General features: G+C 69.2%; 20 protein-coding genes. 8 read left to right on the top strand and 12 right to left on the bottom strand.

Annotated features, from left to right (window positions below; genetic code table 11):
- Window positions 1-24 precede the first annotated feature (24 nt).
- Complete coding sequence (locus tag JI752_RS13840) at window positions 25-336, bottom strand: LysM peptidoglycan-binding domain-containing protein (RefSeq protein WP_216965038.1); 312 nt, start codon at window positions 334-336, stop codon at window positions 25-27.
- A gap of 100 nt (window positions 337-436) precedes the next feature.
- The gene (queF, locus tag JI752_RS13845) at window positions 437-1,258 is read right to left on the bottom strand and encodes an NADPH-dependent 7-cyano-7-deazaguanine reductase QueF (RefSeq protein WP_216965041.1); all 822 of its coding nucleotides are present in this window, start codon (window positions 1,256-1,258) and stop codon (window positions 437-439) included.
- Between the two features lie 222 nt (window positions 1,259-1,480).
- Between queF and JI752_RS13850 the strand changes: the two genes are divergently transcribed.
- The 3 genes from JI752_RS13850 (at window position 1,481) to JI752_RS13860 (ending at window position 3,671) form a co-directional block, all read left to right on the top strand.
- Window positions 1,481-2,038, top strand: a complete 558-nt coding sequence (locus JI752_RS13850) for a diffusible signal factor-reguated Ax21 faimly protein (RefSeq protein WP_216965043.1) — start codon at window positions 1,481-1,483, stop codon at window positions 2,036-2,038.
- 211 nt (window positions 2,039-2,249) lie between these two features.
- Window positions 2,250-2,900: a hypothetical protein gene (locus JI752_RS13855; RefSeq protein WP_216965045.1), complete on the top strand. Its 651-nt coding sequence runs from the start codon at window positions 2,250-2,252 to the stop codon at window positions 2,898-2,900.
- Window positions 2,901-3,032: 132 nt separating this feature from the next.
- The gene (locus tag JI752_RS13860; protein ID WP_216965047.1) at window positions 3,033-3,671 is read left to right on the top strand and encodes an outer membrane beta-barrel protein; all 639 of its coding nucleotides are present in this window, start codon (window positions 3,033-3,035) and stop codon (window positions 3,669-3,671) included.
- Between the two features lie 75 nt (window positions 3,672-3,746).
- On the opposite strand, the gene JI752_RS13865 is transcribed toward JI752_RS13860, so the two are convergent.
- The 5 genes from JI752_RS13865 to JI752_RS13885 form a co-directional block, all read right to left on the bottom strand.
- Complete coding sequence (locus JI752_RS13865) at window positions 3,747-4,775, bottom strand: NAD(P)H-dependent glycerol-3-phosphate dehydrogenase (protein ID WP_216965049.1); 1,029 nt, start codon at window positions 4,773-4,775, stop codon at window positions 3,747-3,749.
- Between the two features lie 13 nt (window positions 4,776-4,788).
- A complete protein-coding gene (secB, locus tag JI752_RS13870; RefSeq protein ID WP_216965050.1) occupies window positions 4,789-5,301 on the bottom strand; it encodes a protein-export chaperone SecB in 513 nt (170 codons plus the stop codon).
- 195 nt (window positions 5,302-5,496) lie between these two features.
- Window positions 5,497-5,934 (bottom strand): rhodanese-like domain-containing protein, encoded by a 438-nt coding sequence (locus JI752_RS13875; protein WP_216965052.1) that lies wholly within the window; start codon window positions 5,932-5,934, stop codon window positions 5,497-5,499.
- Window positions 5,935-6,012: 78 nt separating this feature from the next.
- Window positions 6,013-6,441, bottom strand: a complete 429-nt coding sequence (locus JI752_RS13880) for a hypothetical protein (protein ID WP_254200782.1) — start codon at window positions 6,439-6,441, stop codon at window positions 6,013-6,015.
- Window positions 6,442-6,468: 27 nt separating this feature from the next.
- A complete protein-coding gene (locus JI752_RS13885; RefSeq protein WP_216965054.1) occupies window positions 6,469-6,990 on the bottom strand; it encodes a YiiD C-terminal domain-containing protein in 522 nt (173 codons plus the stop codon).
- A gap of 85 nt (window positions 6,991-7,075) precedes the next feature.
- Here JI752_RS13885 and JI752_RS13890 point away from each other — a divergent pair, with 85 nt between their 5' ends.
- The 3 genes from JI752_RS13890 to JI752_RS13900 are packed head-to-tail and all read left to right on the top strand — an operon-like array spanning window position 7,076 to window position 10,143.
- Window positions 7,076-7,813 (top strand): uroporphyrinogen-III synthase, encoded by a 738-nt coding sequence (locus JI752_RS13890; protein ID WP_345777357.1) that lies wholly within the window; start codon window positions 7,076-7,078, stop codon window positions 7,811-7,813.
- Window positions 7,814-7,862: 49 nt separating this feature from the next.
- Complete coding sequence (locus JI752_RS13895; protein ID WP_345777358.1) at window positions 7,863-8,843, top strand: uroporphyrinogen-III C-methyltransferase; 981 nt, start codon at window positions 7,863-7,865, stop codon at window positions 8,841-8,843.
- Window positions 8,844-8,892: 49 nt separating this feature from the next.
- Window positions 8,893-10,143, top strand: coding sequence for a heme biosynthesis HemY N-terminal domain-containing protein (locus JI752_RS13900; RefSeq protein WP_216965057.1), 1,251 nt, complete (start codon window positions 8,893-8,895; stop codon window positions 10,141-10,143).
- A gap of 540 nt (window positions 10,144-10,683) precedes the next feature.
- Here the strand turns inward: JI752_RS13900 and JI752_RS13905 are convergent.
- Entirely contained in the window at window positions 10,684-11,241 is a 558-nt protein-coding gene (locus tag JI752_RS13905) for a hypothetical protein (protein WP_216965059.1), read from the bottom strand.
- A gap of 270 nt (window positions 11,242-11,511) precedes the next feature.
- A complete protein-coding gene (locus JI752_RS13910; protein WP_216965401.1) occupies window positions 11,512-12,804 on the bottom strand; it encodes an acetyl-CoA C-acetyltransferase in 1,293 nt (430 codons plus the stop codon).
- A gap of 112 nt (window positions 12,805-12,916) precedes the next feature.
- Here JI752_RS13910 and JI752_RS13915 point away from each other — a divergent pair, with 112 nt between their 5' ends.
- Both JI752_RS13915 and JI752_RS13920 read left to right on the top strand, forming a co-directional pair.
- On the top strand, window positions 12,917-13,834 hold the full coding sequence (locus JI752_RS13915; RefSeq protein ID WP_216965061.1) for a hypothetical protein: 918 nt from the start codon (window positions 12,917-12,919) through the stop codon (window positions 13,832-13,834).
- A gap of 256 nt (window positions 13,835-14,090) precedes the next feature.
- Window positions 14,091-14,717, top strand: coding sequence for a DUF938 domain-containing protein (locus JI752_RS13920; RefSeq protein ID WP_216965063.1), 627 nt, complete (start codon window positions 14,091-14,093; stop codon window positions 14,715-14,717).
- 7 nt (window positions 14,718-14,724) lie between these two features.
- Here JI752_RS13920 and JI752_RS13925 read toward each other — a convergent pair whose 3' ends face one another.
- The 3 genes from JI752_RS13925 to bioC form a co-directional block, all read right to left on the bottom strand.
- Entirely contained in the window at window positions 14,725-15,327 is a 603-nt protein-coding gene (locus tag JI752_RS13925; protein WP_254200784.1) for an HAD family hydrolase, read from the bottom strand.
- An 80-nt stretch (window positions 15,328-15,407) separates the two neighbouring features.
- Window positions 15,408-16,400, bottom strand: a complete 993-nt coding sequence (locus tag JI752_RS13930; protein ID WP_216965065.1) for a multidrug resistance efflux transporter family protein — start codon at window positions 16,398-16,400, stop codon at window positions 15,408-15,410.
- Window positions 16,397-17,317: a malonyl-ACP O-methyltransferase BioC gene (gene bioC / locus JI752_RS13935; RefSeq protein ID WP_216965067.1), complete on the bottom strand. Its 921-nt coding sequence runs from the start codon at window positions 17,315-17,317 to the stop codon at window positions 16,397-16,399. Before bioC ends, JI752_RS13930 begins: the two co-directional genes overlap by 4 nt.
- Between the last annotated feature and the right edge of the window lie 49 nt (window positions 17,318-17,366).

A 17,366-nucleotide genomic window follows, 5' to 3' on the forward strand; every position in this document is an offset into this window, starting at 1 on the left:
TGCGGAGTCGAGCGTCGGGCCGGGTCACTCGCCGGCCGGCGGAATACGCAGCACCTGGCCGGGCTGGATGCGGTCGGGGTCGTCAAGCTGATCGCGGTTCGCTTCGAAGATCGCGTTCCACTTGCCGGCCTTGCCGTAGAACTGCTTGGCGATGTGCGAGAGCGTGTCGCCCTTCTGCACGGTGTACGTCTGCGCTTCGCCCGCCGTGGCAGACGTGATCTGCTCGGTGGAGCTGACCGTCGACTGGACGTCGCTGAAATCCGGTTTGATCTGTTCCGTGCTCTCGACGTTGCTCTGGACGTCGGAGAAATCGGCCTTCTTGTCCGGTGTGGTCACGAGGTGGGCTCTCCTGCCGTGTTGGCGCAGGCACCATCGCACGCATCCTGTTAAGGGTAGGTAACAGGGACGGACGAAAATTGCTGGTTGACGCGAAGTGCTACTGCCGTTCGTCGCGACCCGGCACCGGACGCGCGCTGCCCGGCGTGGCGCGCCAGGGATTGATGTCCAGTCCACCGCGACGCGTGTAGCGCGCCTCCACCGACAGACGCTGCGCACCTGCGCGCGCGAGCAGGTCGACGAACACGCGTTCGACGCATTGCTCGTGGAACTCGGCGTGATCGCGGAACGACACCAGGTAGCGCAGCAGTCCGGCGCGATCGAGTTTCGGCCCGTGGTAGGCGATGACGATGCGCGCCCAGTCGGGCTGTCCCGTGACGGGACAGTTGGACTTCAGCAGCGAGCTGGTGAGCGCTTCGGTGACGACGTTGCCGGCATCGGCCGACAGATGGTCGGCGTTCGGCGGACCGTAGTCGTCGACGTCGATGTCGAGTCCGTCGATGCAGTCCATGACCGCGTTGCCCGGCGAGGTCTCGTCGATCGGCGGCAGGCCGAACTCGACTTCCACGTCTGCGCCGGCCACGCGCGAGAGGTCGTCCACGATGCGCGCACGCACCGATTCGTCCGACGCGAAACGCGCCGAGTTGAACGAGTTGAGATAGAGCTTGAGCGACTTGGATTCGATCAGGTTCGGCGAGGTCGCCGGCACGGTGATCGTCGCCGTGCCCACGCGCGGCTTGCCGCGCTGGTCGAGCCAGCTCAGTTCGTAGGCATTCCATCGGTCCACGCCTTCGAAGGGCAGCGCGCCCGTGCTGATGCCGATGTGGTCGCGGCCGAGGGTCCGGGCGATGGGGAACAGCAGGCTGGCGTCGTACTCGCGCGGGTAGTCGACGTGACGCCCGAGGGGGAGATCGTGGGTCATGCGGCGATTTTAACCGGCGACGGGCGTGCGCCCGAGGATGGTTCGCTTTGCCGAAGTGGCGGCAGGACCGCCCGGTTCGGGCGAAGTTCCTGCACCTGTCAGTTTAGTATTCAGGTTAAATTTGAGTTAGGTCCGGATACTCCAACGCCACCGGAGCCCATTCGACGCTTCCCCCGGAGCGGGGCGACCGGATTCCAAGACCCATAAAGAGGCTGAGACCTTATGAAGCGTTCCCTGCTTGCCCTGACCCTGCTGGCTGCCCTGCCGTTCGCCGCTTCCGCTGCCGAAGGCGTGTCGTACAACTACATCGAAGGCGGCTACATCGCCAACAACGGCGACAACCGTCCCGATGCCGACGGCTGGTCCGTGGGCGGTGCCGGCGCCATCGCGCCGAACTTCCACGTGTTCGGCAACTACAGCAGCCAGGAGTTCGACCACAACTTCGGCGACCTCGACCGCTGGCGCCTGGGCGTGGGCTACAACCACGAGATCAACAGCAAGGTCGATCTGCTGACCCGCGTCGCCTACGAGAAGCAGGAGTTCGACGCGATCGACCTGGACGGCTGGAGCGTTGAAGCCGGCGTGCGCGCCTCGCTGACCCCGAACCTGGAAGGCTATGCGCTGGCCGGTTACGAGGACTACGACCACGGCGTCGACGGCGAGTTCTACGGCCGCCTCGGCGCGCAGGTGAAGTTCAACCAGATGTGGGGCGTCAACGGCGAAGTGAAGTTCGTCGACGGCTACACCGAGTACTTCGTCGGCCCGCGCATCAGCTTCTGATCCAACCGCGTTACCGCGACCGATCTCTCTCTCCCCCAAGTCGCGATTGAAGCCCGGCCTCGGCCGGGCTTTCTTTTGGGCGACGCTTCCCGGAAGCGTCACGAAGTGACCCCCATCGAAATCCTCTTGTGAGCGTTATCACGCTTCGCTATCGTGCGCGACGCCGCTGCAACGGCGGCAAGGACCACCACCACAAGGATCAGGGGATTTCATGAAGAAGCGTTTTGTCTTGGCTGCCGTCCTGGCGGCCACGCCGTTTGCTGCGTCCGCGACCGACAACGGCCTGAGCTACACCTACATCGAAGGCGGCTACAACCAGCTGCGCATCGACCATGACGACGAGCTGCTGGGCGACTTCGACGCCGATGGCGGCTACCTGCGCGGCTCCTTCGGGATCAGCCAGTCGGTCTACCTCTTCGGCAGCTATTCGCAGGGCGAAGACAACGACACGGTGACCTTCGAGGACGGCGATGAGACGTTCGACGTCAAGGTCGACGACGAAACCTCCCACACCGAGTTCGGCGTCGGCTTCCATTCGGCGATGGGCGAGAACGTCGACTTCATCGGCGAACTGGCGTACTTCCGCATGGAAGAGGACATCAAGATCTCGGCCGAAGGCGAGTCCGAGTCGTGGTCCGACCACGTCAACGGCGGCCGCGCCTCGGTCGGCATCCGCGGCGGCACCGATCGCGCCGAAGGCTGGGTCAAGCTCGGCTATCTCGACGCCAGCGACTTCAGCGGCAACTTCGTCGGCGGCGTGGGCGGTCAGTTCAAGTTCAACCGCACCTGGGGCCTGGTGGGCGAAGTCGAAGTCTTCGACGAGCTCTCGCGCTACATGATCGGCGTGCGCGCCAGCTTCTGAGCCGCGCCCCGCACGAACGAAAGACCCGGCTCCGGCCGGGTTTTTTTTTCGCCTGCGACCGGATCCGCGTTTGCCCGCGCGGCTTCCGTGCGAAAGTGTGGCCATACATCCGTTTTTCGCACTGGGGACATCATGAAGAAGGAACTCGCGCTGGCGCTCGCGCTGGCCGTGGCGCCGACCGCCGCGCTCGCAGACGGCCACAGCTACACCTATCTGGAAGCCGGCTACGCCCAACTCGAACAGGAACTGCCCGGCCTGGACGGCTTCGAGGTCGAAGACATCAAGGCAGGCGGGTTCTTCATCGGCGGCTCGGCGGCGGTGTCGCCGTCGCTCCACGTGTTCGGCGCGTACCGCAAGGGCGACGATGACGACCTCGTCGTCTCAGCGCCGGTGGTGGGGCCGATCGGCAGCGCCAGTATCGACATGTCGCAAGCGGTCCTGGGCATGGGCTATCACCATGGATTGAGCGAGCGCACCGACCTGGTGGCCGAGCTGAGCTGGCTCAACACCGAGATCGACGTGAAGGGCGACGACGAAGGCGCGCAGAAGGGCGACGACGTGCGCGCGGCGGTTGGCGTGCGACACAACATCGCCAACAACGTGGAAGTGTGGATCAAGGGCAACTACACCGACGGCGACGTCTACGACGGCGCTTTCAGCGCCAGCGCCGGCCTGCAGTACAAGCTCACCTCGACCTGGGGCCTGGTGGCCGAAGCCGAGGGTGGCGGCGACTCGGCGATGTTCGCGGTGGGCGCGCGCGCCAGCTTCTGAGCGCCGCGCTACCGAGCATGAAAAAAGCCCGGCGCAGGCCGGGCTTTTCTTTGGGTGCTCGGGACGCGGTCGCGATCAGGAGAACAGGTTGCGTGGGTACTCGGGCTTCTGTTCGCGCGCGAGCAGGAGCTTGAGGCCTTCGGCCGGCGTGATGTCCCCGTGCAGCACGGCCTGCACCGCGCTGGAGATCGGCAGCTCGATGCCATGACGCTCCGCCTGCCGCATGACTTCGTCGGCGGTCTGCACCGATTCGACCACCTGGCCGATCTCGCGCACGGCGTCCTCGATCGATTGGCCGCGGCCCAGCGCGAGGCCGAGCCGGCGGTTGCGCGAAAGATCGCCGGTGCAGGTCAGCACCAGGTCGCCCAGGCCCGCCAGGCCCATCAGCGTTTCGGCCTTGCCGCCGATGGCGTGGTTCAGGCGCAGCATCTCGTTGAGGCCGCGCGTGATCAGGCCGGCGCGGGCATTGAGGCCCAGCGCCATGCCGTCGGCGACGCCGGTGGCGACGGCCAGCACGTTCTTCATCGCGCCGCCGAGCTCGGCGCCGAGCATGTCGTTGCCGGTGTAGGCGCGGAAGGCGGGGCCGTGCAGCGCGTCGGCGACGGCCTGCGCGAACTGCGCATCGCTGCCGTGCACGGTCAATGCGGTGGGCAGGCCCTGCGCGACTTCCTTGGCGAAGGACGGGCCGGTGACGACGGCCAGCGGCACGTCGGGACCCAGCACCTCTTCGGCGACTTCATGCAGGAAACGGCCGCTGCCGGGCTCGAAACCCTTGGTCGCCCACGCCACGCCGGCGTGCGCCGGGCGATGCGGGGCCAGCTTGCGCAGGGTTTCGGCGAACGCGTGCGAAGGCACGACGACCAGCACGAGGTCGGCGTCCTTGAGGGCTTCGGCCAGGTCGGTGGTCGCGCGCAGCGACGCCGGCAGCGGAATGCCGGGCAGGTAGCGCGGGTTCTCGTGGCGCTGGTCGATGGCCGTGACGCCGTCGGCGTCGCGACCCCACAGCACGGTCGAATGACCGTGCCGTGCGATCAGGGCGGCCAGGGCGGTGCCCCAGGAGCCCGCTCCGAGGACTGCGACGTTCGGAAGAGTGGTCGCTTCCATGCCGCGGGCGCGATCAGGCGTTGCCGGCGGTCTCGGCGTCGGCCAGACCCGACTGCTGCTGCGATGCGCGCTGGCGCAGGCCTTCGGCGTACAGCGCGTCGAAGTTGATCGGCTGCAGGAAGAACGGCGGGAAGCCGCCGGACTGGATCAGGTCGCTGATCAGCTGGCGGGTGTACGGGTACAGGACGTTCGGGCAGTGCGTGCCGAGCATCGCGTCCAGGGTCTGCGCGTCGAAGCCGGCCAGGCCGAACACGCCGGCCTGCTTCACTTCGGCCACGTACAGGGTCTTCTCGTTGGCGGTGCAGGTCAGGGTGATGCCCAGGACCACTTCGAAGGCGTTCTCGTTGAGGCGCTGCACGCTCTGGTTGAGGTTCATCGAGAGCTGCGGCTGGGCCTGCTCGTTGAAGATCGCCGGGGCGCCCGGAACTTCGAAGGAGACGTCCTTGACGTAGATCTTCTCGACGGTGAACGCCGGGCCGTTGTTCTCGGCGGACGCGGCATTGCCGTTGACGTTTTCTTCGGACATCTCGTGACTCCAGGCGTTAAATATGCGGAAAGAATCGATTATGGCACGCAGGTCCAGCGTGCCCGGCTGTTCAGATTGCGCGGGCGGATGCGTCCACGGCAAGCCATGTGTGCAATCCCCTCGTCACGGTGTTGGGGCGCACGGTGGGCGATCAAGCCCGCACGTCGGCGAATCCACGAGAGGATGTCGCGCCGATCAGGCGCGGCCTTTCACCAGCGGCAGGTCGGCCTGCTGCCAGGCGCCGATGCCGCCGTCGAGCCAGTAGACCTGCTTGAAGCCGGCCTTCTTCAGGCGCTTGGCGGCGTCGGCCGAACCCTGGCCGGTGCGGCACACCACGACCACCGGAAGCTCCTTCGCATTGGCGAGCAGCTTGTTCTCCGGGTCGAACTGGCTGGGCTGCACCGACTTGCTGCCGGCGATGTGGCCCTTCTCGAAGTCGTTGCTGGCCGACAGGTCGATGACCAGCGCGTTCTCGCGGTTCATCAGGCCCGTCAGCTCGGCTGGGCGCAGCGCCTTGTAGCCGCGGAACAGGCGGGCCACTTCGGTGTAGAGGATCGCCAGCGTCAGGCCGACCAGCGCGAACGACAGGTAGGGGTGGCGTTCGGCGAAGGCCAGAAGTTCTTGGAAATTCACGGGATCACGCAGCGGTAGCGGGGGCGGGATTGTCGCCCAGGGGCGGCGGTGGCGCAAAAGGTGCGCCCGCCGGACGGCCTATTCGCCGTCCCAGAGGTCCGGCAGGCCGGTGACCAGCCACCAGTTCTTGGTGGCCTCGTCCCAGCGCCATTCCTCGCGATAGCGCACGGTGCGCTCGGCTTGGGTGTGGCGATTGACCACGCCGATCTCGATGTCGCGCATCGCCACGCCGCCCTTCTTGTCGGCGGTGCTGTTGCGCTCGCGATAGGCGGTGATCTGCACCTGCTCGTAGCGCTTGAGCTCCAGGTCGCTGACCGGGTGCGATTCGCGGTAGCCCGGTTCGATCAGGCCCAGTGCGCCCTCGAAGTCGCCCCAGCGGATCGCGCCGGACCAGGCGTACTGGTTGGCCTGGAGCTGGTCCATCTTGCCGCGACGGGCCAGCGCGTCGCCGGTGAAGGCGAGCAGCAGGGCCAGCACGGCCAGGAGCATGGGCTTGGTCAGGCGCATCGGATTCCCCCTCGAAGTGCCGCCATCCTAGCCGCTGGGCCGGTTCGCCGTCCGTGACTTGGCGATGGCGACATAGCGCGCGGTGAATTCGGTGGCGACGCCGCCCTCGGGCAGCAATGCGCGGGCGACCAGGCCGATGCGCGCACGGCCGCGCTCGCGCAGGGTGGCGACGAAACTCGGCCAGGCGGCGTCGGGGGCGAGTTCGGCCTCCACCTCCAGGTCGGCGAAGAGCGGGGCGACGTAGCGGATCTGGCTGTCGGCGACGAAGACGTCGGCTTCCAGCTCGGCTTCTTCGATGTGCAGCGCGACCAGCCCCCACGAGGCCAGCGTCATCATCGAGGCCAGGCTGCCGCCGAACGCGCAGCCTTTGTCGTTCACGTGCGTGGACAGCGGCGCGTGCAGGCGCAGGCAGCGGCCGTCGTAGGCGGCGACGGTCACGTTCATCGCCGCGACCGGCGGCATCGACTGGTAATGCCGGTGCAGGCGCAGCAGCGCTTGCGAATGGTCGTAGTCGGTTTCGGCAGCGTACGCGCGCCTATTGGAATTCATGCGGATATCGGGGGATGGACAACGAAGGTCGCGGGGCGGCGGCTATGCTGATGCGATGCCCGGCCACGCGACGCCCGGATGGTACGTGATCTCGCTGCGCGCGCGCGGCGAGCACGGTCCTGTCCGCAATGCGGCCGCTCGCGCCGGTGCCGGCCTCATCCCGATTTCGCCCTGGCGCCTGCATCTGCGCGAAGACGCGGCCACGCGCGAGCGCCTGCTGGCCGCACTCGCCGCACCGCGTGTGATCTTCACCAGCCCGGTCGCCGTGCGCGCCGCGCGGCGCCTGCAGGCGCTGCAGGAACGGCCGGGCCAGCGCTGGTTCGCGGTGGGCAGCGGCACCGCCGCGGCGCTGCGGCGTGCCGGTGTCGCCCGGGTGGACGCGCCCGCGCGCATGGACAGCGAAGGACTGCTGGCGCTGCCCGGGCTGGCGGACCTGCGCGATGCGCAGGTGGGATTCGTGACCGCGCCGGGTGGACGCGGCGTGCTCGTGCCGGCGCTGGAAGCGCGCGGCGCGCGCGTGCTGCGGGCCGACGTGTATGCGCGCGAAGCGGTCGCGCCATCGCCGCGCTCGCTCGCGCGGCTGGCGGCACTGGACGCGCCTGCGCGGCTGCTGCTGTCGAGCGGCGAGGCCTTGCAGCTCGTCATCGACGCGTTGCCCGAAGACCTGCGCCAGCGCCTGCGCCGCGCACAGGTGATCGCCGCCAGCGAGCGCTTGGCCGACTTTGCCCGCACGCACGGCTTCACCGACATCGTGCTCGCCGCCAGCGCCCGCCCGGCCGACCTGATCGCCACCGCGAAAAACGCCCCCGCGCCGGCCGCGTGACGCGCATCGCATCCGGTAGCATGGCGCGTCCCGCTTTGCCGATACCGCCGTGTCCGCTACCCCCGCTCCGACGACCTCGCCGCCCGCCCGCCGTTCCTACGGTTGGGTGCTGTGGATCATCGTCGCGCTGCTGCTTGCCGCCGGCGCCGCGTGGGGCTGGACCCAGTGGCAGACACGCAGCGAGCGCGCGCGTGCGGAGCAGGCCGACGCCGGCCAACGCCTGGACGCGCTGGAGGGTCGCATCGATACGATCCGCCGCGATCAGCGTTCGCAGCTGCAGCGCCTGCAGCAGGCCGACGCGACCAACCGCGTGCTGCGCGATGAAGTGCTCGGCATCGGCCAGCGTTCGGCACTGATCGAAGACACCGTTTCCAAACTCGCCGATCCCGATCGCCACGGCGAACAAGCCCTGCGCCTGGACGAAGCCGAACTCCTGCTCGGCATGGCGCAGCAGCGCCTGCTCATCGCCGGCGACCTGGACGGCGCGCGCCGCGCCTATGTGCTGGCCGGCAACGTGCTCGACGGCATCGACGACCCCGCCTACCTCAGCCTGCGCCAGACATTGCAGCAGGAACGCGCCGGCCTCGACGCGCTTGGCACCGAGCCGCGCGTGCGCGCGATGGCCGAACTCGACGCGTTCGCGCGCACGATCAGCGCCGCGCCCGTGGAGCCGCAGACGACCACCGCGACCGACGCGCCGTGGTGGCGCCGCGCGTTCGCCACGCTCGTCGACGTGAACCCCAGCGATCGCACCGTCGCCGTGCAACCGTCCGATCGCATCGCCGCGGTGGCCGGTCTCCAGCTGGAAATTTCGCTTGCGCGTGCGGCGGCGGAGCGTCGCGACGAAGCCGGTTTCCGCGCCGCGCTGCAACGCGCCGACGGCTGGCTCACGCGCCTGTGGCCGCCATCGAAGACGCTCGACAGCCAGCGTGCGCAACTGCGCGAGATCGGTGCGCGCGAACTTTCACTCACGCTTCCGACACTGGGAAGCACACTGCACCAACTGCGCCAGTTGCGCGCGGCGGATTGAACCGCTTCCCTGCGCGCGCCTGGCAGGGCGGGAACGACAAGGAGCCGCGATGAACCTGTTCCGCAACGTGCTGTTCTGGATCGTGCTGGCGCTGGTGGGTGCGCTGATCGCGCAGCTGCTGGTACAGGATCCCGGCTACGTGCTCGTTCGCTACGGCGGAAACGACTACACCACCAACGTGCCCAAGGCGATCGCGCTGCTGCTGCTGGCGCTGGCCGTGCTGTGGGTGCTGTGGAAGCTGGCGAGCCTGCCGTTCGTGGCGATGCGCCGGCACCGCCGGCGTCAGTCGCGCGCGCGCCTCATCGACGGCTTCGACGCCGTGCATCGCGGCGAATGGAGCCGCGCGGAAAAGCTGCTCGAGCAGGCGGCACAGGAGCGCGACGCGTTGGCCGTCGGCCGCATCGGCGCGGCGCGTGCGGCGTGGGCGCGCGGCGATGAAGCCGCGGCGCGCGCGCATCTGACAGCGATCGGCACGGACCATCCGGCCTCGCGCGCGATTGCCGATGCCGAATTCGCCCTGACGCAGAACCGCGCCGCCGACGCGCTGTCGATCCTGGATGCGCCTTCGGCCACGCCGCTGCCGCCGCGCGGCCTGGTGTTGCGCGGCGAAGCGCTCGCCGCGCTGGGACGCAGCGGCGAGGCCTACGGCACGCTCGGCGCATTGCGCCAGCAGCAGGCGTTGTCGAACGAACGCCTCTCCACGCTGGAAGCGCAGTGGGCCGCCGCATCGCTGCGCGAAGCCGCCGATGCGAACGTGCTGGCCGATCGCTGGGAAGCGCTGCCCAAGCCGCTGCGCAGCGACCCGGCCGCGGTCGCCGCCTACGCCGAACGCGCCGCCGCGCTGCGTTGGGACGAAGCGGCCGCCAAGAGCGTCGAACAGGCGCTGGACGCGCGCTGGGACGAGTCACTGACCGCGCTGTACGGGCGTTTGCCGGTGGGCCGTCTCGATGCGCGCCGTGCCGTGGCCGAGCGCTGGTTGCAGGCGCATCCGGCCAGCCCTGCATTGCTGCTTACCCTGGCGCGGCTTGCGCGCGCCCAGGGCCAGTGGCCGCAGGCGGAGCAGTACCTGCATCGCGCGCTGGCGCAGGGCGCCAACAGCGAGGCATGGGAAGAACTCGGCAGCGGTTTCGCCCAGGCCGGCGAGGAGAAGCTGGCGCGCCTGTGCTACGCCAACGCGCTCGCCGCCGCGCGCGGCGAGGCGACGCAGCCGCTGCCGGGACGCGACCTGCGTCAGACCATCTTCGATGAGGCGGTGGTGGAAGAGCGCGACGAGCACGGGGTGCCGCGCTTGCGCGGGTAAGGCGCACGCGAGTCGAGTCACCTGCTGGCTGCCCAGACCAGAATCGTCATCCCGGCGAAGGCCGGGACCCTGGCCCGTAGCGCACGGGCACTCCCTGTGCGGCGACCCACTTCACCGTCATCTCGGCGAAGGCCTGTCCTGAGCTGGTCGAAGGGCCGGGATCCAGGCCCGCAGCGCGCGGGCACTCCGATGACGGCGAACCTTGTCTCCGTCATTCCAGCGAAAGCTGGAATCCATTTTGATTTGGCTTTCTCAGGCTTCTCAAAGAAGGAGCAATAGCAAAGCTTCCGATCGGCTACGCCGCTCGGGTCACTTTTCTTTGCTTGCCCAAAGAAAAGTAACCAAAAGAAAGGGCCTTCCATTTGCCCAAACCAATCCCACGACCGGACAGCGAGTAGGCGCGTTCGCGATTCGCCATCCATGGCTCAGCGCTCACCGCCGCACATCCATGTGCGGCGCCCTTCGGGGCTAGTGACCTGAAAGGCTGTTCGACGGCAACAGCAACAGCAACAGCAACCGCCTGAGAAGGTCGCGTCAGCCTCACCGCGTCCGATAGAACGCCGGCAACGTCGCCAGGAACTCGGTGCCCGCACCGCGGAAGCGCGTGTAGTTCTCGCCGATGCGCGTCACCACCAGCACGCGCGATCCGACGATGCCGCATACCAGGCTCGCCAGCAGCATCGCCACGCCGATCATCGAAACCACCGGCGCATCGCCCGATACGCCGTAGCCGATCAGACCGACGCCGAGCAGCGTGCCCGCGATCGCGCCGATCGTGCTCACCCGCCGCCGCATCCGATGCCGCTCGCACAGGCCGATCGTCACCGGCGTGCGCCGCCGCACGATCAGTGCGATGACGAGGTAGATCAGCAGATTGATGAAGATCACCAGATACAGCGCCGGGTGATGCCAGTAGAAGCGCGCGTGCTGCATCGGCTCGGCGGCCGGTTCGTTGCACTTGATGCAGCGCCCCGGCAGCGTGCAGCCCGGACGCACCACCAGTTCCTTGCCATCGCGCCAGCAATCGCCGCCGACCTCGGCGGACAGCGCCTCGCGCAGCCGCGTCGTGGGCGGCTGGTACGGGTTCAACGTCGCCATCTATTTCCCCTTCCCCTGCAGTGCCAGCGCACGCGCCCGCTGGGAGCGTTCGCGGGCCGAATCGCTGCCGATGTCCCCACACCGGCTGGCCCGCGCGCCGATCCTAGGGCCGAAAGGCCAGATTCTGCAAACTTCGTCGCAGTCTCAGGCGGGCCGCGCCGGGGGTCGGGCAGGGCGCAAGCCGGAATGCCCCGACTTGCGGTCGGCCCATCGAACCTTGCGAGATAGGAGCCGGAGCCGGCGCGTCGTACCGCTCCGGCCGCGCGCGGTTCAGCGCTCCAGGATCGCGACCACGCCCATGCCGCCGGCGGTGCAGATCGACACCAGGCAGCGGCCGCCGCCGCGCTGCTTCAGTTCCTTCGCGGCGGTGGCGACGATGCGCGCGCCGGTCGCGGCGAACGGATGGCCCGCCGCCAGCGAGGAGCCATTCGGGTTGATCTTCGACACATCGATGCGGCCCATTGGGGCATCCAGGCCGAGGCGGTTGCGGCAGTATTCCTCGCTCTCCCACGCGCGCAACGTGCACAGCACCTGCGCGGCGAAGGCCTCGTGGATCTCGTAGAAGTCGAAGTCCTGCAGCGTCAGCCCGTTGCGCTTGAGCATCTCCGGCACGGCGATGGTCGGCGCCATCAGCAGGCCTTCGCCGTGCACGAAATCCACCGCCGCCACGTGCGCGTCGCGCAGGTAGCACAGCGGTTCGATGCCGTGCGAACGCGCCCATTCGTCGGAGGCCAGCAGGCACGCCGATGCGCCGTCGGTGAGCGGCGTGGAGTTGCCGGCCGTGAGCGTGCCGCGGCCGGAGGTCTTGTCGAACGCGGGCTTGAGCGAAGCCAGCTTCTCCAGCGTGCTGTCGGCGCGCAGGATGTTGTCGCGCGCCACGCCGCGGAAGCTGACGACCAGATCGTTGAAGAACCCGCGCTCGTAGGCGGCGGCGAGCTTGAGGTGCGAAGACAGTGCCCACTCGTCCTGCGAATCGCGCGAGATGTTCCACTGCTTGGCCATGTCCTCGCAGTGCTCGCCCATCGACTTGCCGGTGCGCGGCTCGGCCACGCCCGGGAACTCGGGCTTGAGCTCGCGGAAATGGAAGCCCTTGAACGCGGCCAGCTTGTCGCGCGGCGTCTTCGCGCGCGCGGCTTCCAGCAGGCGGCGGCGCAGCTTCTGGCCGTAAACGATCGGCACGTCGGAAGTGGTGTCCGAACCGCCGCCCACGCCGACGTCGATCTGCCCGGCGGCGATCTTGTTGCCGATGTGGACGATCGAATCCAGCGAGGTGCCGCACGCGCGCTGCAGGGTGATGCCCGGCGTCAGCGGCGACAGGCCCGAGGACAGCGTGGCCTCGCGGCCGAGGTTCCAGTCGCTGGAGTGCTTGATGACCGCACCCATCGCGACCTCGCCCAGCTGCTGGCCGTGCAGGCCGAACTTTTCGACCAGCGCGCCGAGCGTGCGCACCGACATGCCCAGGTTGCCGACGTCCGAGTAGGCCGTGTTCTGGCGGCAGAACGGGATTCGGACGCCACCGAGCACGGCAACGGGACGGGCAGGACGCATCGGCACACCTCGCAGAGCAAAGGGGGAGTCGCCAAGGCCTTTACGACCGGGCGGGCATAATGGCCCGAAGTGTAGCGCCGCCTCCCGATTGCGACCACACGCCACCGTATCGACGATACTGGAAGCCATGACTTCAGCGCAGACCGTTCCGCCCGCTCCGCCCGCCGCCCTGCACGTCCTGGGGGCGTTGGCCCTGGAGCTGCGCGGCGACGCGCCCGTCGCCCGCCAGGCGCTGGCGCAGAACGAGGTCGGCGCCCTGGCGGAGCTGATCGCCCGCGATCTGGCCGGCTTCGTGCCGGAAGCCGCGTCGCTCGACCTGATCACCGTCGGCGCCCATTACGACCCCGTCGAACTGCTGCGCCCGGGCTGGCCGCTGCACCGCGAACTCGACCAGCTCGCCGCCCGCGCACCGCGCGCCGGCGTCGCGCCGGAGGCGGGGCGGGTCATCGCGTTCGGCGCGCACGAGGCGCAACTGCCGGGGGCGCTCACGCCCTCACCGGACCATCTGGGCGGCCCGTTCCGGCTGGTGCCGTTCGTGCTGGGCGGCAGCGAGGCCGTCACCGCGCGCGTGGGCGAGGCCTTCGAGCGCGAACTGCTGGAGCGCGGCATGGCCGGCGCGGCCACGGCGCTGGCGGCGCAGCAGGCGTTCGGCGTGCAGGTTGAACATGCGCGCTACCTCACCGTGCACGACCTGGCCGCGATGATGGCCATGCAGTACGACCACGCCGGCCTGGCGCCGCTGTGGCCGCTGCTGGAAACGGCGTTGCTGCAGCCGGAGGGCGAGCACTGGCTCGACGCCGTGCCCGAGCCGCTGGTGCACTACGCCGACGGCGAGGCGCGCATCGCGATGTTCGAGCCGCGCGCGTGGAAATCGCGCTACGCCACCGAAGCGCCCTGCGACACGCCGGAGTGCTGCAGCAAACTGGAAGCGCAGCATCGCCATTTCCAGGCGCGTCAGCGCCAGATCGCCGCGGTGCTGGGCGCGCATGGGATTCCGGTGAACTTCGTGCATTGCACGGATGAGGGGCGCTCGGCGTTGGTGTGAGGTGGCGCAGTGCGTTGGTGTTCGCGCGCGTGGTGCGTTTCTCTGCCGTCATCCCGGCGCAGGCCGGGACCCAGGCCGTCACGCCATCCAGCACATCACGTCATTCCCGCCTTCGCGGGAATGACGGGGGAGTGGTTCGCCGGAGAGGGAGTGCCCGCGCGCTGAGTGCCTGGATCCCGGCCTGCGCCGGGATGACGGCGTACCTTGCGGTGACGGCGCTGACCGTGTTCCTTGCGCAATGCGCCATCATCCTCCCATGACCGACCGCCCCTACGCCCCCGCCTGTGATCGCAACCGCGATCCCATCCTTGAGGTGCTGCGCGCGCACTTCGCCGATCGCCACGACGTGCTCGAGATCGGCAGCGGCACCGGCCAACACGCCGTGCATTTCGCCGCCGCGATGCCGTGGCTGCGCTGGCAGTGCAGCGATCGCGCGGAGAACCTGCCGGGCATGGCCCTGTGGCTCGACGAGGCCGCATTGCCGAACACGCCCACGCCGGTCGAACTCGATGTCGACGCAGGCCCCTGGCCGCGTTCGCAAACGCGCGACGGCCGCTTCGATGCGGTCTTCAGCGCGAACACGCTGCACATCATGGGCTGGCCGCAGGTCGAGGCGTTCTTCGACGGACTCGATGCCACGCTGGCCGACGACGCGACGCTGGTCGTCTACGGCCCGTTCAACTACGGCGGCCAGTACACCAGCGACAGCAACCGCGACTTCGACGGCTGGCTGAAGGCGCGCGATCCCGTTTCGGCCATCCGCGACTTCGAAGCGGTTGACGCACTGGCCGCGCGCATCGGCCTGCGTTTGCTGGACGACATCGCGATGCCCGCCAACAACCGCAGCCTGGTGTGGCGGCGCGACTCCGGCCGTCGCGTCTGAGCCGGGCTCAGACTTCCTGCCCGCGGTACCAGCGCCGATGCGCGAGTGCGAGCAGCTCGCGGTCCTCGCGCGTGTCGCCATAGGCGTAGACGGTCTTGAAGCGGGCGAGGTCATAACGCTCGCGCACGCGCCGCGCCTTCTCCTCGCCCGCGCACTGCGCACCGGCGTAGCGGCCGGTCATCACGCCGTCGCGCGATTCCAGCGACGAGCACATCAGCTCCACGCCGTGCTGCGCGCACCAGTGCGACAGGTACAGATCGAAAGCGCCCGACACCACGACGACGGTGTCGCCCTGTTCGCGATGCCATTGCAGGCGCGTCATCGCCTCTGGCCGCAACGCGGCGGGGATGATCTCGCGCGCGAACCGTTCGCCGGCGTCGCTTAGTTCGTGTTGCGACCGTCCGCGAAATGCGTAGGCGACGATGCACGCGCGCGTGATGCGGCCGTTCACCAGGCCCAGCTTGTAGCCGATCACCAGCGGCGCCAGCAGCACACGTCCGATCGCCAGCCGCCGCGGCGTCACCGCGAAACGCATGAAGTCGGGGAACAGTTCGCGGTCGGTAAGCGTGCCGTCGAAGTCGAACAGGGCGAGGTTCATCGCGTCGTGCATGGCGTGCGGGCAAGCGCGGGAGCTTACGGGGTTCGCGCGGGCGGCGGACGGGATCGCGATGCGCGAAGTTCCCATCGCACCTACGCCCCGCGATCTCCCGACAGTTCTTCCGTCGCACGCCGATCGCCCGCGCTGGCGCGGGCGGCGACGATGCTGAAGACCACGATGCCCAGCACCACCAGCACCGCGCCGCCGAGCGCGCGGCCCTGCGGCCATGCCTCGCCCAGCCACAGCACGCCGATCAGGGTGGCGAACAGGATTTCCGCCGCCTGCATCGCTTCGGCTGCCGCGAGCGCGGTCGGGTTGTTGCGCACCATGCCGGTGGCCTGGAAGAACAGCACCGTCGCGACCACTCCCGCGCCCAGCGCCACGCCGGCGGCGAACGTCACCTGCCCCAGCGGCGGCGGCCCGACGTGGACCAGCGTCGCGGCGGCGACGGCCCACCACATCGGCTGGCTCGCCAGCGTCATGCCGAACACGCGCTGCGTCGCGTTGAGTTCCACGCCGCTGCGCTCCAGGTGCAGCAGCAAGCCGCGATTGCCGAGCGGGTAGGCGAACGCCGACACCGCCACCAGCACCAGCGCGATCCAGCCCGCGCGGTCGAGCGAACCGCCGCCGTGGCCGAACTGCAACAACAACACGCCCGCGACCACCAGCGCACCGGTCGCCAGCGCCGGCAGCGGGATGCGCGCGCGCTCGTCGCGGTAGAGGAACGGCGCGCACAACATCCCCGCGATCACCGTGAGCTGGAACGTGCCGGCAATCAGCCACGACGGGCCGCTGGCGGCGGCGTAGCTCAGGCACAGGTAGAACAGGACGAAGCCGACGCCGCTCCACAACAGCCAAGGCCCGGGATGGGCGCGTATCGCGCGCCACACCGGCGCCACGCCGCCCTGCCAGGGCATCACCGGCAGCAGCAAGGGCAGCGTGATCAGGTAACGCAGGCACGCGGTCCACGCCCAGTGGCCGCCTTCCACTGCCGCCGCGCGATTGAGCACGTAGGTGCAGGTGAAGAAGAACGCCGAAGCCAGTGCGATGGCGACCGCCGCCAGCGCGGTGCGTCGTGCGTTCACGAGCGCTTCCGCACCGGGATGCCGTGCGCCGGAACGCGCACTTCGTCCACGCCCCCGACCCGGATCGGCGTGCCCGGCTGCGGGCCCCAGGCATGGGCGTAGATCACTTCCCACGTCGCCGGCAGGCGGCCATCGCGACGCCAGGGCTCGTACCCCTCCGCCGCGCGCGCGAAACGCGCGCGCCCGGTGAGGCTGCGCCGGCGCGAGGTCATCGCGTTGGTCGCGCCGAGCGTGCGCAACTCGCGCATCAGGCTGCCCAGGTCCTCGTGGCCGAGCACGAACTCGTCGCGATCCAGCACCGGATTCTTGAAGCCCGCCGCGATCAGCGCATCGCCGAACTGCGCGATGGAGGCGAACGGACTGACGTGCGGCGCGTTGTCGGCGTGGGCGAAGGCGTCGCGCAATTCGTGCAGCGTGTCCGGGCCGAAGGTGGACACCAGCAGCAGGCCATCGGGCTTGAGCACGCGGCGGAAGCCGGCGAACACGGCCGGCAGGTCCTCGACCCACTGCAGACACAGGTTGGAGAAGAGGATGTCGACGCTGGCATCGCGCAGCGGCAGCGCGCGTGCATCGGCGCACAGCCAGTCGGGGCGACGCGCGACGCCCGGCAGGAAGGCCGGCAGCCAGCCGCCTGCGTGCGTGCGTGCCTCGCGCAGCATCGGCGCGGCGAGGTCCACGCCGATCACCTGCGCCTTCGGCCAGCGCTTCTGCATGGCGGCGACCGAGTGCCCCGGGCCGCAACCGACATCGACGACCAGCTGCGGCGGTGCGCGGTTCAGCGCGGGATCGTCGAGGTAGTCCAGCTGTTCCATCAGGCGCGAGGCGACTTCGCGTTGCAGCGCCGATGCATCGTCGTAGTGGTGGGCGGCGCGCGAGAAAGCGCGGCGGACCTGGCGGTGGTCGAACATGTCGGTCATGGATTCGAGCCCCTTCCGCCGCTTGCGGGGGAAGGTTGGGATGGGGGAA

Source organism: Lysobacter sp. MMG2, assembly GCF_016735495.2.
Lineage (GTDB): Bacteria > Pseudomonadota > Gammaproteobacteria > Xanthomonadales > Xanthomonadaceae > Lysobacter_J.

What these genes read in the sequence shown, in the direction of transcription:
- JI752_RS13905 (WP_216965059.1), bottom strand. Translation starts at nt 11,241, where the DNA reads ATGGCGACGTTGAACCCGTACCAGCCGCCCACGACGCGGCTGCGCGAG.
- JI752_RS13915 (WP_216965061.1), top strand. Translation starts at nt 12,917, where the DNA reads ATGACTTCAGCGCAGACCGTTCCGCCCGCTCCGCCCGCCGCCCTGCAC.
- JI752_RS13920 (WP_216965063.1), top strand. Translation starts at nt 14,091, where the DNA reads ATGACCGACCGCCCCTACGCCCCCGCCTGTGATCGCAACCGCGATCCC.
- JI752_RS13850 (WP_216965043.1), top strand. Translation starts at nt 1,481, where the DNA reads ATGAAGCGTTCCCTGCTTGCCCTGACCCTGCTGGCTGCCCTGCCGTTC.
- JI752_RS13865 (WP_216965049.1), bottom strand. Translation starts at nt 4,775, where the DNA reads ATGGAAGCGACCACTCTTCCGAACGTCGCAGTCCTCGGAGCGGGCTCC.
- JI752_RS13925 (WP_254200784.1), bottom strand. Translation starts at nt 15,327, where the DNA reads ATGCACGACGCGATGAACCTCGCCCTGTTCGACTTCGACGGCACGCTT.
- JI752_RS13885 (WP_216965054.1), bottom strand. Translation starts at nt 6,990, where the DNA reads ATGAATTCCAATAGGCGCGCGTACGCTGCCGAAACCGACTACGACCAT.
- JI752_RS13900 (WP_216965057.1), top strand. Translation starts at nt 8,893, where the DNA reads ATGAACCTGTTCCGCAACGTGCTGTTCTGGATCGTGCTGGCGCTGGTG.
- JI752_RS13880 (WP_254200782.1), bottom strand. Translation starts at nt 6,441, where the DNA reads ATGCGCCTGACCAAGCCCATGCTCCTGGCCGTGCTGGCCCTGCTGCTC.
- secB (WP_216965050.1), bottom strand. Translation starts at nt 5,301, where the DNA reads ATGTCCGAAGAAAACGTCAACGGCAATGCCGCGTCCGCCGAGAACAAC.
- JI752_RS13860 (WP_216965047.1), top strand. Translation starts at nt 3,033, where the DNA reads ATGAAGAAGGAACTCGCGCTGGCGCTCGCGCTGGCCGTGGCGCCGACC.
- queF (WP_216965041.1), bottom strand. Translation starts at nt 1,258, where the DNA reads ATGACCCACGATCTCCCCCTCGGGCGTCACGTCGACTACCCGCGCGAG.
- bioC (WP_216965067.1), bottom strand. Translation starts at nt 17,317, where the DNA reads ATGACCGACATGTTCGACCACCGCCAGGTCCGCCGCGCTTTCTCGCGC.
- JI752_RS13855 (WP_216965045.1), top strand. Translation starts at nt 2,250, where the DNA reads ATGAAGAAGCGTTTTGTCTTGGCTGCCGTCCTGGCGGCCACGCCGTTT.